16 protein-coding genes are annotated in these 15,451 nt (G+C 35.8%); 3 read left to right on the top strand and 13 right to left on the bottom strand.

Annotated features, from left to right (window positions below; translation table 11 throughout):
- Positions 1-3: 3 nt before the first annotated feature.
- The 12 genes from BMW29_RS12785 to BMW29_RS12730 all read right to left on the bottom strand — a co-directional run bounded on the left by BMW29_RS12785 (position 4) and on the right by BMW29_RS12730 (position 10,135).
- Complete coding sequence (locus BMW29_RS12785) at positions 4-1,161, bottom strand: YhfX family PLP-dependent enzyme (RefSeq protein ID WP_092653992.1); 1,158 nt, start codon at positions 1,159-1,161, stop codon at positions 4-6.
- A gap of 12 nt (positions 1,162-1,173) precedes the next feature.
- Complete coding sequence (locus BMW29_RS12780; RefSeq protein ID WP_092653990.1) at positions 1,174-1,515, bottom strand: PRD domain-containing protein; 342 nt, start codon at positions 1,513-1,515, stop codon at positions 1,174-1,176.
- Between the two features lie 19 nt (positions 1,516-1,534).
- Positions 1,535-2,458, bottom strand: coding sequence for a GntR family transcriptional regulator YhfZ (gene yhfZ, locus BMW29_RS12775; protein ID WP_092653988.1), 924 nt, complete (start codon positions 2,456-2,458; stop codon positions 1,535-1,537).
- Between the two features lie 122 nt (positions 2,459-2,580).
- Positions 2,581-3,678 (bottom strand): aminotransferase class V-fold PLP-dependent enzyme, encoded by a 1,098-nt coding sequence (locus tag BMW29_RS12770; protein ID WP_092653986.1) that lies wholly within the window; start codon positions 3,676-3,678, stop codon positions 2,581-2,583.
- A 19-nt stretch (positions 3,679-3,697) separates the two neighbouring features.
- Complete coding sequence (locus BMW29_RS12765; protein WP_092653984.1) at positions 3,698-4,576, bottom strand: phosphotriesterase family protein; 879 nt, start codon at positions 4,574-4,576, stop codon at positions 3,698-3,700.
- Between the two features lie 12 nt (positions 4,577-4,588).
- On the bottom strand, positions 4,589-5,587 hold the full coding sequence (locus BMW29_RS12760; RefSeq protein WP_092653982.1) for an amidase family protein: 999 nt from the start codon (positions 5,585-5,587) through the stop codon (positions 4,589-4,591).
- Positions 5,588-5,605: 18 nt separating this feature from the next.
- A complete protein-coding gene (locus tag BMW29_RS12755; RefSeq protein WP_092653980.1) occupies positions 5,606-6,919 on the bottom strand; it encodes a YhfT family protein in 1,314 nt (437 codons plus the stop codon).
- 26 nt (positions 6,920-6,945) lie between these two features.
- The gene (locus BMW29_RS12750) at positions 6,946-7,308 is read right to left on the bottom strand and encodes a DUF2620 domain-containing protein (RefSeq protein WP_092653978.1); all 363 of its coding nucleotides are present in this window, start codon (positions 7,306-7,308) and stop codon (positions 6,946-6,948) included.
- A 367-nt stretch (positions 7,309-7,675) separates the two neighbouring features.
- Positions 7,676-7,996 carry a hypothetical protein gene (locus BMW29_RS12745; protein ID WP_092653976.1) on the bottom strand — a complete coding sequence of 107 codons (321 nt, stop codon included), beginning with the start codon at positions 7,994-7,996 and terminating at the stop codon, positions 7,676-7,678.
- A gap of 16 nt (positions 7,997-8,012) precedes the next feature.
- On the bottom strand, positions 8,013-8,408 hold the full coding sequence (locus BMW29_RS12740; RefSeq protein WP_092653974.1) for a helix-turn-helix domain-containing protein: 396 nt from the start codon (positions 8,406-8,408) through the stop codon (positions 8,013-8,015).
- A 163-nt stretch (positions 8,409-8,571) separates the two neighbouring features.
- Complete coding sequence (locus BMW29_RS12735) at positions 8,572-9,756, bottom strand: AI-2E family transporter (protein WP_092653972.1); 1,185 nt, start codon at positions 9,754-9,756, stop codon at positions 8,572-8,574.
- A 22-nt stretch (positions 9,757-9,778) separates the two neighbouring features.
- Complete coding sequence (locus tag BMW29_RS12730) at positions 9,779-10,135, bottom strand: PTS glucitol/sorbitol transporter subunit IIA (RefSeq protein ID WP_092653970.1); 357 nt, start codon at positions 10,133-10,135, stop codon at positions 9,779-9,781.
- A gap of 269 nt (positions 10,136-10,404) precedes the next feature.
- On the opposite strand from BMW29_RS12730, the gene BMW29_RS12725 reads away from it, so the two are divergent.
- From BMW29_RS12725 to BMW29_RS12715, 3 genes are all read left to right on the top strand, one after another.
- Entirely contained in the window at positions 10,405-12,606 is a 2,202-nt protein-coding gene (locus BMW29_RS12725) for a CDP-glycerol glycerophosphotransferase family protein (RefSeq protein ID WP_092653968.1), read from the top strand.
- A gap of 151 nt (positions 12,607-12,757) precedes the next feature.
- On the top strand, positions 12,758-13,801 hold the full coding sequence (locus BMW29_RS12720) for a lactonase family protein (RefSeq protein WP_092653966.1): 1,044 nt from the start codon (positions 12,758-12,760) through the stop codon (positions 13,799-13,801).
- Positions 13,802-13,825: 24 nt separating this feature from the next.
- A complete protein-coding gene (locus tag BMW29_RS12715) occupies positions 13,826-14,851 on the top strand; it encodes an oxidoreductase (RefSeq protein WP_092653964.1) in 1,026 nt (341 codons plus the stop codon).
- Positions 14,852-14,934: 83 nt separating this feature from the next.
- Here the strand turns inward: BMW29_RS12715 and BMW29_RS12710 are convergent, their stop codons facing one another.
- Entirely contained in the window at positions 14,935-15,351 is a 417-nt protein-coding gene (locus BMW29_RS12710) for a DUF1433 domain-containing protein (protein WP_092653962.1), read from the bottom strand.
- Positions 15,352-15,451 lie beyond the last annotated feature (100 nt).

The following is a 15,451-nucleotide window of genomic DNA, read 5'->3' as shown; positions in this document are numbered from 1 at the left end:
TTTTCACCTTCTCAAAAATTTCCCTTGGCTGTCATAAATACCTTCTACTTTTGGTTTACCCGATTGAATGCCTGAAACAACTGCAACCTCGCTTCGTGTCACAAAAATTTGTGTTCTAAAAGCCATAATAGCAGTTGCGCCAACAGGCTGTTCACCATCAACTTCTAAATAATAGTCAATGTTTTCATCAGCAAAAGGGGCAACCTTTCCTAGGGTTCTGGTTCCTTGGTTATCAATTAGTACATTTTCTAAATGCCCTCTACGGTAATAACCGCCTCCGTAAAGATAACTTTGACCTTTAAATGTATGAGAAATCTCGCTGATATAAGCCATCGCTGGTTTTTCTGGTAAATCAGTTAATGCATGCATAGGTGTTGTCCCAGTCAATGCATGTCCTGGCTCTCCCTGTGTCCCACCAAATGATTGAATAAATGGAATCGTTCTTGAACAAGTCGCAGATGGCACATTTAATTCAGCTAAGTTAAAGCCAGCTTCACTAAATAAGGCTTTCGCTTGTTGAATGGTTTTGACATTATGGGTTGCTTCTAATTCATGGGTATCCGCTTGGTATAAGAAACAAGGAAATGAGGTAATACCTTTAATCTCAACAAAATCACAAGCTTTCATCGCAGGAAAGTGCTGTGCCACTTCTTCTAGTAAAAACCCACCATATTGACCTGGATATAATTGATCATCCTCACCAACCATTTTCAGCAGAACAGCTTGCTTTTTGCCAAGCTTTTTCGCTATTTTTTGAATACTTACAAGCATTTCCATTGAGTAAACAGTAATATATTTTGCACCATAAATCATGATTTTTTCAAGTAAATGCTGTGGTACTTGTACTAAATGCCCAACATTTCCAATTGGTAAACCATTCTCCATCATGACAAGCGCTTCTTTAAAATCCACAACAACTGCATGACTCATCCCTAATTCAGCTAATTTTTTAGCTACAAGAGGATTGCGCCCAATTTGTTTGGTCATATAAAATAATTCCACTTGATGCTGCTTAGCAACTTCAAGCATTTGCTTTGCATTCGCTTCAATCATATCTAAATCTAAAATGTAGGTATCTGGTAAAACCGTTCCTTGTTGATGTAGCTGAATAGCCGTTTCAATCATTTTAGGATTTCTTCTTTTCGTTGCTTCCAAAAACATGAATCACGCCCCCTAATCTTCTGCTAGCATGGTACAAAGGTGTAAATAAAGGTATGCTAGCTCATCTTCATGAAATGTAACAGGAGCAAGAGCCGCTAATTCATGCCAAATCGCAACTGCTTCTTCGTATTGCGTTTCTGCTTTCATTTGTTCAACAATCAATGCATCTAATGCGCCAACGCTCTCACCTTTTTGCTGACGAGCAGTCGCCATGGCTAAATGCGTCATAAAAACCTCCGACTTTTCTACTAACTCTTTGGTTTCTAAAACACTTAATACTTCTTGCATATATTGGTAAACAGCTTCATCAATCACGTTTGCTGTCTTTAAGACTGTTAATTTTTCTTGAATCATTCTTCATCGCTCCATCTTTTTAATAGCGAGGAATCAAATTCCCCTCTAATACTTGTTTTTGCGTTGCTAATAACGCTTGTTGATCAATATTTTTCTTTAAGACGGTTTTAAAAATAGCATCCTCTTTATGGCAAATAATCACTGCGGTACTCATATCTAATTGCAGCTGACTTTCTTCTATAAAGCGATAATTTAAATCTTGGTAATTTTTATCCACAATTTCATCATAGTTCCAAACACCTGCATCTATGACGCCTTCTTTTAAGGCATAAATTAATTGATGGCCTGGCATTTCTACAAATTCAACTTGCTTATTTTTGGTAATTTCATGTGTTAAGGTTTGTTGGTCATAGGAACTATTGTCAATGCCTACACGCATTTGATCCTCAATCTGATTTTGCTGTGCTTCCGCAAATAATAAGATATGCCTAGACAAATAGGTATAAGGTCCAAAGTCAATAATCTGTTCAACTGGAGCCTCACGACGGATGGCTTCCATTGCTGCAAATTTTGAGACGACTGCAAAATGATACACACCATTAACCACTGATTGAATCCGGTCTTTTGAACCTCGTACATAAGCCATATTCAAACGCATTTGATGGTCACTAAAGTTTTGATATAATCCTGTAGCAAAGCCTTCATATAAGCGAGAATAAGGTAATGGCATGGTCCCTACAACATAGTCAGAAATCGCATATTGCTGTAGAACTTCATAGTTTACTTCACTTAAGAATGTCCCTAAATGACCTTTACTAATTGTCTCAATAGCTTCTTTATCTTTCAGGAATTGCAACGCATTCTGCACGGTGCCTCTCGAAATGTCAAACTGTTGTTGATAGTCGCTAATAATGGGCATTCTATCCCCTTTTTTTAATTGCATTAAATCTCTTGCCAACCAAGTAATGACAATTCCGGTTTTTTGATAAAAATGTTCATTCATGTTGCATCCCTCGACTCTTTTTTTGTTAAGACGTGTCAGAAAACTACAGTAGCATTTGAATTTTTCAGACACGTCCTAATTTTATTGTAAGGATAGTCTCTCCCGTTAGTCAATAGCAAAAGCTATTTCGCAGCTTTTAGGATCGCTTCTTTTAAGATACGTAAGACTGTTTCTTCACCTGAACGCATTGGATTGACACGAATCATTGATTCAGATGCTTTGGGATTGGCTGCTCTAAATGTACCTGATAGGCGGTAAAACATTGGGACAAATTCATATTTTGATTCAGCGCCAATTGGATTTGGTGCCGCGCCTAATTTTTCGGCTTCAATTAATACCTCATTGGCATTGGCTTCCTCTAATTCAATCAGCAACACTTTTGACTGTGCATTGGCAATAAAGGCTTTTTTGACACCAGGTATTTCACCATTGTTTAGTCGCGTACAAACTTTTCCACTCACTTGAGCAGAAATCGCTAACGCAACTGGGGCATAAATCAATCCTTGAAGAACTGCAATCGCTTCAAAGCCTTGTACTTGTAGCCCACCTGAATAATTTTCTTTTCTTAGCTTAGCAATCGCTACTTTTGAGCCAATAATACACCCAACACCTTCTGGACCTAATAATTTAAAGGTTGAGAAGCAAGCCATTGTCGCACCTAGCTCTGAACCAATTTGTGGTACTTTTAAGACCGCATAATTGTCATCAGTAATAATGGGACAGTCAGGCAACACAGCTTGAATTGCTGCAATCACTTCTCCAATATCATAAGAGTCATCTGGTTTTTGTCGGGTAAATTGAACCAATGCTCCTTGAATGTCTGAAGCTGCAGCTACTGCTTTAACTGCTTCGAGATCATTAAAATCGGCTTTAATCACCTTGAGATTCATCATTTCAATAGATGTTTGTGTTGTTGGATAAACTGGTGCATCATGAACAAGTAGCGTATCTCCTGCTTTCAGTACTGCATGCATCGCCAAACGAATGGCCATTGTACCCGCACCACGCACTAACATTGCTGCTTCAGCATCAAAGAAATTGGCGAGTACTTTTTCTACTTGATGTGTCGTTTTAGGCTGATTTAGTCCAGGAACTACGCCTAAGTCACCACGTGTTAAAATTTCTGAGCCTTTAAATTCTTTGGTAATTGCATCAACTAATGCAAACTGTTTTTGTGTTGCTTCTTCAATTGTTAAACTTGTTAAAGGATAAGTTTCCATAGTTTATATCTTCCTTTTTTTATTGGTTCATAAAAGTATGAGGATTATGCACCAACATTTTTTCGATAAAGCTTTCTTCAATGCCGCCAGCACGTAACATAGGGACAAATGTATCCATTAAATAATGATAGCCAATACCACCTTTATAAGCCATATTTGTTTTACGTGTGATATCTAATGAAAGAAAAACTTTATCTGTAAAGCCTGCTTCTTGAATTTTTAATAACATTTCTAAACGTGTTTGATCTGGCATATAGTTCTCTTTGCCAACGGTATCAAATTCTACATAGACGCCTTCTTTTAGCATATGCAAAACATAATCAGCATTGCCGCTTAAGTCTACATGACCAATGACTACACGTGATAAATCCACGCCACGTTCTTTAAAGAATTCAATTTGTTCATGTCCATAAGTCCCTAAGGTTGTATGTGTAGTAATCGGCTTACCTGTTTTTTTATGTGCTAATACTGCAGCTTCAAAAACTTTTGTTTCTTTTGGTGTCATTTGATTTTTACTTGAACCAATTTCACCAATAATTTCAGCTTTAATATCCGTACCATCAATACCTACTTCAATTTCTTGAATCATTCGTTCTGCTAAAGCTTCAATGGTATCTGTTTCAACAAAATCTGGTAGGAAACGCTCCGTATAGCAACCTGTCGCTTGGATGATATGAATACCAGAAGCTTCCGCCACTTTTCTAACATATTCTGGGTTTCTTTTCATCCCCATAACAGTGACATCTACAATATTACGAATCCCTTGTTCATAAAGAACTTGGTACTCTTTAATGGTTTCTTCAAAGCAGTTTAAATTACAATCATCATTTTGTTTCACACCTGATAAATCAATTGTTGTGTGTTCGTGCATCAATGTCATTCCATCTACTAATGGCATCTTAATCATCTCCTATTTCTTATGAAAATAACGCTGAACCAATTCTGGAATCAGTGGTTGAACTGCTTGTGCAATGGCTAAAATCGCACTTGTTTTGGCTGGGTTTGCAATCAATAATAGCCCTTTTGCCAAATCATCATAGGGAATGGTTAGGCCTACTAAATCAAGCATATTCACAATTCTTAATAAGCCTTTACCACTTTCTTGCTGTGCCGCACTTCTAAGTTCGCTAAAACTTCCTAATAGAGAGTCTCCATATGAAGAAGTATCAATAGGCCCTTCCAGTGAAATCACTACATCATATTGCTGCATCATTTGCTCAAGCCAAGGGATTAATTTGGAACGCTCAGCCGTACAATCTGGATAGTCAACTTCCACGAGTGAGATCAACGCTGAAAGTTGAGGGGCCAAATCTGCTAAGAATTCCTGGCTTAAGCCTTTGGGAATGGCTACTTTAATCGCTGTCATTTCAGGCTTTAAATCAAAAACAGCCAGACCTTTTGCTAAACAAGCAAAATTTCTAGTAATGAAACCTGCTGATGGGGTAAAGGTTAAGTTATCAGTTGATTGCTTTTTAACTTTTACCACGGGTAATGCTGGATGAATCAAGCCATATAATTGCAGTGCCATGGCAGGAGCAAGTACAGACCCACCCCCATCACTGCCAATCCCAATATCATTCATGCCAAGCAAAACATTGATAGCTGTTCCACTTGAAGAACCTGTCATACTTCTTCCAGTTAAAGGATTTACCAAAGTTGTATCAATCGCCCGACCATGATCCGACATTTTATCAATTGTATGAAAAATCATACCTGCTTCAGACAAAGCCATTTGACATGGATTTAAAACAGGGGTCTCTTTCACACCAAAATAAAACGGTGTTAAATCAGCTTCTAATTGCTGACAGGCTTCATCAAATGCTGGGGGAGCAATGTATGCTACGCTGTGATACGGGTTTTGATACGCCAACATCGTTGCTTTGGCAAATTCTTTGACTGTTTTTTTCATTTACGATAACGCCTTTCTTTAACCTGCTACAACAGGAGTGAATAAACCGACTAGATAAAGAATGTTCACAATAATACCTAAGGCAATTGCTGCCACTGGTCCAACTGCTAAATCAACAAGTGGTTTCTTCGCTGTTCTATTTAATAGATACAAACCAATGACCCAGAAGTAACCAATACCTGGTGCCATTGCTTCAGAAGCCATAGCACCACCAATAAGTAAGGCAACTTCTAAGACTTTATTCATAGAAGTACGGATATGTTCGCCCATTTCACGAACGCCAGGGAATTTATCTAACCCTTTCGCCATACCGTTTAATAACATGATTTCAATAAACATCACAAGCGCACCAACCACAAATGCTAAGATTGGGTTGCCTCTTAGTAAAATACCCACTACAAAAACAAAGGTTGTTCCAGCTGGACTGTAAACACCTGTTACAATTGCTGTTGAGAATACTAATGGGATAAAACCAATCCCACGAGCAAATGCTGCTAACGCTGCTTCACTATATTTTCCATCACTTAAAAGATTTAGCGAAATTGGGTCGCCTGCAATCATTAAAAGACTTGTTGCTGCACTGACTAAACCACCGACAGCTGATAAAAGAATCCAGTTCTTTTTAATACGGTTTACACGTTCCATAAAGATACTCATTAAGTTTTGGTTAGCATCTCCATCACCTTTCACACCAACTGCGAAGATAATCATGAGGATCATTCCAACAAGTAAAGACATACCTTCTGCACTTAAAGTGAATGTTGTGCCACCACTTAAAGTGAATGTACCAAATTTTTTCACTGCAAATAATGTTAAACCAACAAGCGCAAATGAAATCGCACCTTTTTTAAAGCCATGTTGATAGGCAATTGCTACTGCTGGGAAAATTGAGAAGGCCACAACGACTGGTGTCCCTACCATTGCTAATGAAGGTAAGAAGTCCACTGGCATTTTCGCAAATAAATCAACAACTGCTTGTAAACCTAGTGTAATTCCGACACCGTAAGCTGCCCCAACAACACCAGCAATAATGATGCCTTTTTTGCCAACTGGTGACCAGCTACCAATAATATCTGTTGCTAGTAAAATACTATGAACCAGAATAATAGAAGCACCAATTGAAACCGGAATCCCAAAACCAATGACTAAACCAAAGCTTAAAGCAAAGCTTGTTGCTGCAATTTCTTTTTTACCAATTTTTCCTTCTAAAAATTCAGGAACAACTGGACGTAAGCCATCATTAAAAACGGCAATCCCTCTATTTGCTAAGATTGAACACAGGGCACCTAATGCTCCCACGACTAATAACTCAATAATTTTTGATGTATCCATGATTTCTTATACCTCCAACATACTTTTTATAATTGCTTTAATTCATCCATTAAAATAGGAATCACTTTTTCTTTATCTTGTGCTGTAAAACCAAAAGCTTTTTTACCACTACGTACTTCCTCACGGATTTTCGTTTCTTCCATCATTTTACCTGGCATTGAAACGGTGACACATTGATCATGTCCTAATAATGCTAATGCCATTGCTAAAGCTCCGCCACCACCAGTGTTGCAAGCGCCTACATAATAGTCAGCATCCCCTGATTTCACAGCCATAGCTGCTTCTAAATCACTTTTCACTTCTACATTAAATTGTCCAGCTGCTAATGTCTCAACTAGTGTTTTTACTTCTGGTTTATCAATTTGTCCTCCGACTACAATTGTTTTCATACTTTTTCCTCCTTTAATCTATTCTGTTGATTATGACTGACTAAATTTGTTGATTCTCGCTATCTTAGATAGAAAAAATGACTCAATCAATACTGCATCGATCAATTAAAATCTTGCGCCTTCTCAATATACAATATTTTGTATATTGAATGAGCACGTTACGATTAATCCTTGTTTATACTCTTTGCTTCCAATATACATTTAAATGTATATTGATTTAAAAATAAAACGCTTTCTAGATAGCATCTAAAGTATAACCTGCCCTATCTTTTTTTGCAAGCCCTTTTATGAAAGCGGCTTATTTTTTTAGCTAAACGACTATCAGAAGCCTCTCTTTATCACTAAAAAGTGGTTTCTGATAGAACTTTTAAAGAAACAATCCAAGTAAAAAGAATAACGCACTAATGAGTTGAATCAGCAATAAAATAGTCAACCTTTTCTTCAATTGATACTTTTTTTGCTGTTCAACTTCTAACACCTCGCCTGAATAGTTTTTTCTTTTAAGAAGGTATAAGAGCAATCCTTCTCCTCTACCACCAGAAGCACCAATGACAGCCCAAAGCTTAGGTTTTTCAAGACCTTTACTCTTCGCATCAAGCAGTAACAATTGGTACATTTGATAAGTCAGAGGTATTGCACAGGCTACGAGAGATACTCCTGATAGTATCATTAGAATATTTGCCCCCATTCGGTTCTCCTCCTAACTATATTTTTTTAATAATCTGATACATAAAGTTGGCACTATTAAGAATCACCATGGTAAATAGGATGATGATGAGTAGCTGATTTCCTTGTGAAAACATCAACATCACAATCAGTAAAACATTTAGAAGTAAACCCAAAAAAATCAGACGGTTACTTTTGACTACATTGGTTGATGTTTGCAAATGATAAACCATTTTTTGATCTCCTTTCAATAAAGCATCTAAGGAAACTTCATAAAAATCACTTAATAAAATCACACTAACAATATCTGGGTAGCTATGGCCGTTTTCCCAATTGGAAATCGTCTGTCTAGAAACATGAATTTTTTCAGCAACTTGCTCTTGTGTCCATTTTAAAGCTAAACGTCTTTTTTTTAATTGTGTACCAATATCCATTTTACTGCTCCTTTCTTACCTATCATATTAAACAGTTCTAATAACATCCGCTATCAAAAGTCTTTGACATATCCCTTTTTGATTTCATTTATGTATTTCCCGGGAAATTTCCTATTAAAAAAGATAAGTAAAATAAATTATTTTACTTACCTCGGTTCATTTATCATTCTATTTTCTTCTCAGTTTCCAGTAACAATTGCTTATCCTCCTGCTCATCGTATAAGCCAGAAGTTTCCTTATGCCATTCAAAAATATGTGTGGCTAATACTTTCAAGACCGCATAACCAGGAATCCCTAAAATCACACCTGTGATGCCAAATAGTTTTCCAGAAGTGAGTAAAACAATAATAATGGTCACTGGATGAATTTCTAAATTACTACCTAAAATAAGTGGTGAAATAAAACGACCTTCAATTGTTTGTTCTATCATAAATAAGATTAATACCTTGACTAACATAATAGGGGAAATCACTAAACCTAAAATAATCGCTGGAACCATCGCTAAAAATGACCCTAAATAAGGAATCAAGTTTAAGACACCTGCGAGAATCCCTAGTGTAATCCCATAATCCATACCAATAACTGCATAACCAATAATAAACATTATCGCTACACTAAAAGCCACAATTAATTGTCCACGAATATACTGACTCACTTGCTTATTCATTTCATGTAAAACCTTAAATGATGAGTGTTGCATTTTCACTGGAATAAATTTTTTCAGATAATTGGGTAGCTGATGTCCATCTTTAAGCAGATAGAATAAGATAAAGGGTGTTGTAATCAATGCAATCAGCACATTTGTCACAGCACCTAATAGATTGCCAATACCATTGACCGTCGAATTCAACGTACTTGTCACTTTATCAGTGATTGTTTTAAAAATATCCGTATTTAATTTAGAAAACTCATCTTGGAATTGTTCAAACGTATCACTCTTCATGAGTTGATCTGCACTATGAGAAATTTGCTCCCAATAAGAGGGTAAGTTACTCACAAAGCTCATGGTCTGTTCTCGAATTAAGGGAACTAATGTAGCCACTCCCCAAATGATAATCCCAATTATGAGTAGAAAAACAATTACAATACTAACAGACCTTGGAACTTTCTTTGCTTCAAAATAGTCAATCACTGGATTAAATAAATAATATAAAATTCCTGACATAATCAAAGGTAAGCCAATAATGCTAAAAAATTGACCAATTGGTTCAAAGATATAGGAAATTTTTGAAAACATCATAATGTTGAGCAAAACTAATAATAGTACGAGCAAACCTGTAACGACCTTATTGTTTAAAAACCATTTCCAAAACCATGATAATGGCTGTTTTAACTTCCCTTTTTCCATTCCTCTATCACCTCATATATTATTAACTATACTTAATTTCTGTATCCAAATCAATTTTAGGCAATTCTTTTGGTGATAAATAAAGTGCATTTTCAAGGACATCTTCTTCAGGGATATCTGAAAAAATCAGTGTCACATGTCCAATGGATTGCAGATTTTCATTGGCAAGAGAACCCACACGTTGAATGTGATAGACTTGCTCTCCAAAGGCCACTTCTCCTCCAACACGTAAAGCTTCATTAGGAATTCCTTCCTTAAATTCTTGTATCACCGCAACTTTTTTAATTTCAGCTGTTGCTGTTTCGCCAAATAAAATAATCATTGGATCTTTTTGACTAATAGCTTGTTTTCCAATTTCAACTACTTTTGCATGAATCATATTCAAACGCCTCTTTCTATTTCACATGATATCTATCATTTTATCATAAATTATGATTTGTCACAGTAGCAAAGCACATGATTGAGATAAATAAATGACTCTTTGATTCTACAAAAATTATTCATAAAAAAGATACTCTATTACGTTACATACATTGCAATTAGCTTACAAATTGCAAATTCGATTGCTTGAAAGCATCCTACTTGTTATGATAGGTGTGGTTTAATTTACCCAATTAACGAAATAGAGACTATATAGGAGGCTTCTAAATGGCCAGGACTTTTAATCGCTTAGCCAAAAAGCAACATCTAGAGGAACTAGTTTCAGACAATCAAGAGATGATGACACATCCATCATTTTCAATTAAACAGCAGCAACATATGATTACAACAATCATTGAACTTTCTGAAAAAAATCCCTATGTATTTAAGGGATTCTTTATTGAGCATCGAGAAACAAAGGAAAAATATGATTTTGAAAGTAAAGATTTAGGTAGTGACCGTTTTTCTTTTACATTTGATTTAATTCAATTTGCGAATGAAATCGTTCCTGATGGTGGTTCACATCATTTTGAATTTTACTTTTCAGCAGAATATTTTATCGAGGGAGAATGGCTCATTAAAGACGAAGCCATTTCCTTAGATTTATTTGATCACTTTGATGCAATTGGTTTGTCACAAATTGAAGTAGCAGATCAGCAATTCTTTCCTTACTTTAGTTTAAGAACAACCGGCTTCACCTTCAGTATGAATATTCAAATTAGAAGTAATCGTTATATTGAAGAGATCACAGTCGATCAAATCAAAGTAAAGAAAAAATATATTGATGTCAAAGGTAAGGCGCTTTCTGCTGCCATTCCGATTAACAGAATGGACACAATAATGGTCAGTCGAAATACAGGACTGCGTCAAGTGATTCATTCAAACCATGTCCTTGATTTTGTCGAAAAAGGAACTCATTTGCACCATTATGACTATCATATTCGTGTGGAAATTGATGAATTAGCTGAGTTATTGTTATTAAATGATTTTAATGATGATGATTTTGATTTATATTTTGATATTTACTTAAATGGTTTCTTTCAACCAACAACAGTGAAAGTAGCAAATCCATCATTGCTTGCTTCTCAGTTGGTTCATCGTGACTCATTTGTTCATTATGGTCAATTGACCTATACTTTTTCACCACTTTTTACAGAAGAATATGCTGGCTTATCGATTCGTGTGACACGTTTTAATAAACACGTCTATCAATATTTCAAGGAATTATTGCCCATTGTTTGGTTACTGCGCTTATTCCATTTGCGCCGCAAAATTTGGGTCATTGGAGAAAAGCCAGGAGAAGCACACAATACAGGCTATTATTTCTTTAAATATATGCGCGAACAGCATCCGGAAAAAGAAGTGTATTATGTGATTGACCCTGATTCAAATGAATACCAGCATGTTGCCCAATATGGTGAAGAGCATTTGCTTCCTTATAAATCGAAAAAACATATTTTCTATTTATTAATGAGCCAATCTATTTTTACAACCTATGCACCTGAGGAAATCTATCCTTCTCACACAAGATTGTTAAAACCATTTATTCGTGGGCATAAAATTTATTTACAAAGCGGTGTGCTTGGGACACAAAATGTTAGTCATGTATTGGATCGCTTTAGTTCCCAATTTGAAGCTGATTTATTTTTAGTCAATTCTAAAAGAGAGCGTACAATTGTGCTAAAGGATTTACATTATCTTGATAATCAAATTGCTATTACCGGTTTATCGCGCTTTGATGACCTATTTGATGCAAGTACAGACTTACCGATTAAGCGCCAAGTATTAATTTTCCCAAGTGATCATGAAACGGGTTTGCATTATCAAAATGAAATGATTGATGCGATTGCAGAAGAATTCTTAGCTGTTGTGGCTAAAGATAGCTTTAAAAAATTCTTTGAACGCAATGATTTAACGATTATGGTTTGCTTACCACAAAGTATGGCGCATTGGACCGCAGCTTTCCAAGAGGCGGGATGTACCGTGACATTACAATCTGATATTCAAACGATTCCTTTAATGAAGGAAAGCTTAATGATGATCACAGATTATGCCCCAGAAGCTTTAGATTTCAGCTTCTTAACCAAACCTGTCTTGTTCTATCAATTTGAACATGATTATCAAGTAGCACAGCAAGAAACCAATATGACTTATGGCTTAGAATTACCTGGTGAGATTGCTGATAATCAAGAAGGCCTACTTCATTTTCTGAATCGTTTGGCAGTGACTGATTTCCAAATGAGTAGCGGAAATCGTCATAAGGCAGATCATTTAATTGAATACCGTGATACCCATGCTAGAGAACGTATTTATGAAGCAGCCAACAAATTCCATCGTAAATTCTTTAGATTTGGGAAGCTAAAACAGCATCCTTTTATGATCGAATGGTCAGTCATTTGGGAGAAATTTAAGAAAAAAATGGAGCGTTAGGTTTGAATGAGGCAGAGATAAATTTTCATTTTATCTCTGCCTTTAATTATTTTAAAAATGAAGGGAGCTAATTAAGAAGCAAAGTCGAACTATATTCACTTTATATGATATAATTATCATGTGATTTTTATTTTGAAAGGATGAGCAAATGATGAAAGAAAAGATTTTAATTGGCACCTATACAAAAAAAGATAGTAAAGGAATCTATGAAATTACCTTAGATACAGCAACAAAAAAATTAGAGGATTTACGTGTGGTTGCTGAAATTGAAAACCCAACTTATTTAGCTTTATCAAAAGATAATCGCTTTTTATTTTCAGTCTCTCGCGTTAATGAAGAAGGTGGAACTTCTGCTTTTGCTAAACAAGCGGATGGTACATTTAAATTTATTAATGCTGTTACAAGTCCAGGTGCACCACCTTGCTATATTGGGGTAGATCAAAATGATCATTTTGTTTTCTCGCCAAATTACCATAAAGGAACAATGGATGTCTTAGAAATTCATGAAGATGGCCATTTATCTTTAACAGATATTGTGAAGCATGAAGGAAAAGGACCAAATGAAGCACGCCAAGATGGGCCACATACACATTATGGGGATTTAACACCTGATGGCAAATATGTGGTTGTCTGTGATTTAGGTACAGATGAGGTCTACACTTATGCAGTTGATGCTGCGGGTCATTTAACAAAAGCGGCTGTTTATCAAGCAACACCTGGTCAAGGACCGCGTCATTTAGTATTCCATCCAAATGGACAACTTGCTTATTTATTCACTGAACTTTCTAGCGAAGTAGTCGTTTTAAGCTACAATGCTGAAACTGGAGAATTTAAAGAAGTCCAAACTGTTCCGACTTTACCTGCTGATTTCACTGGCACAAGTATTGGGGCTGCCATCCGTATTTCAAAAGACGGTCAATTCGTTTATGCTTCTAACCGTGGGCATGAATCACTTGCTGTCTTTGCTGTAGCTGCTGATGGTACATTGTCACTTGTACAACATATTTCAGTTGAAGGAAAACATCCGCGCGACTTTGATTTAGATCCTACAAATCAATTTGTTGTAGTGGCAAATCAAGAAACTGATAACCTAACACTTTTTGAGCGTGATGCTGAAACAGGTCAATTAACGTTATTACAAAAAGATGTATATGCACCAGAAGCTGTTTGTGTGACCTTTTCTACAGAAAAATAAAGATGGATTATTGGGGGATTTTAAGTGGAAAAATTAACAATTGCTTATATTGGATTTGGTAAAAGTACAACACGTTACCATCTTCCTTATGTGTTAAATAGACCAACAATTAAGGTTAAATCAATTTATGCACGCTCAGAAAAACCTGAAGAAGCTGATTTTAGTGAATATGGCATTGAATTTGTTCGTTCTATTGATGCCATTTTAGATGATCCAGCGATTCAATTAGTTGTGATTTGTACACCACCAAATAGTCATTTTGACTATGCCATGCAAGTCTTAAATAGCGGGAAGCATGTCCTAGTTGAAAAACCATTTTCATGGACAAAGCAAGAAGCGAAAGAAATTTTCTCTTTAGCAAATGAAAAAGGGTTAATTGCAATGCCGTATCAAAACCGTCGTTTTGATAGTGACTATTTAGCGCTATTACAAGCAATGGCTGATGAAAGAATGGGGCAAGTCGTTGAGCTAGAATCCCATTTTGACCGCTTTAGACCACAATATGATTTACCATTAGCTGATTATCAATCTGGCGCCTTTTATGGTTTAGGGGTGCATTTAATTGATCAAGTAGTTGCACTATTTGGTGCACCTGACCGTGTCAGCTATGATATTCGCTCCATCCGAAATCCAGAGAATAAGCAGGATGATTATTTTGATATTCAGCTTTTCTATCCAACCTTTAAAGCAATTGTTAAATGTAACCATTTAGTTGTTGCTGGTGCGCCAAGATGGCAATTATTGGCACAATCTGGTAGCTTTAAAAAGCTAGAAATTGATCGTCAGGAATTGGATTTAAAAGCTAGACTCTGGCCTAAGGATGAAGGGTTTGGATTAGATAGAACGGAAGATTATGGGACATTATACTTTAAAGATGCCGAAGATGGCCCTCTGACAACCGAAGCTTTACCAACACCTGAAGGAGATTATGGTCGCGTCTATGATAATCTTTATGATGTGGTTTATAAGGGTGCAGATAAGCTTGTGAGTGATGAAGATGCGTTAACAGTGATTGAAATCCTTGAGAATGGGATGAAGGATTTATCATAAAAACTAAACTACTTTTTCTTCTTTTTTAATTGGGAGAAAAGGTAGTTTTTTTAGGACTTTACACTGGTAATACTTAAAAAATTTTAATTATTCGTATCCTTAGTTTTCTCTATTTCTTCTATCTCAGTAACTGAAAACACATGATAGGGTTCTTTGGAAAATTTGCCTAATTTAGAGGAAATGGATAAACTTTTTTCAAAAGTATGTTGTTCATTGTAAATGCTTGCACTAAAATACATTTTTTTTTCATCCCCATTAACATAACCATGTATCCCTACACCCATTGGCGTTTTAAAAGTTTCAGTAAAAGCAATTGACTCAATATCATTAAAGTTATATCTAATAAATTTTTCAATTCGGATTTTTTGATTAGACCAAAATTTTTGTTCAATTTTCTGTTGCTCTTGTTTCTTAGTCTCTTGATGCTCCCTATATTTGTACCCTCCTAGTAATAATAAAATAAACACTCCTGTTGCAATCATTATTTTCTTCTTGGTCATTGTTTATTTTCATTCCTTTGCGTGTTACCTTTACTTGAAATATGAGATATGTTTAATATTTAAAATATCAGTTTTTCTTCTAAAAAAGCTTGATAATCCA

The organism is Isobaculum melis (genome assembly GCF_900111355.1).
Lineage (GTDB): Bacteria > Bacillota > Bacilli > Lactobacillales > Carnobacteriaceae > Isobaculum > Isobaculum melis.
The sequence above is the reverse complement of the archived record's forward strand: the minus strand, read 5'-3'. Positions and strand labels throughout refer to the sequence as shown.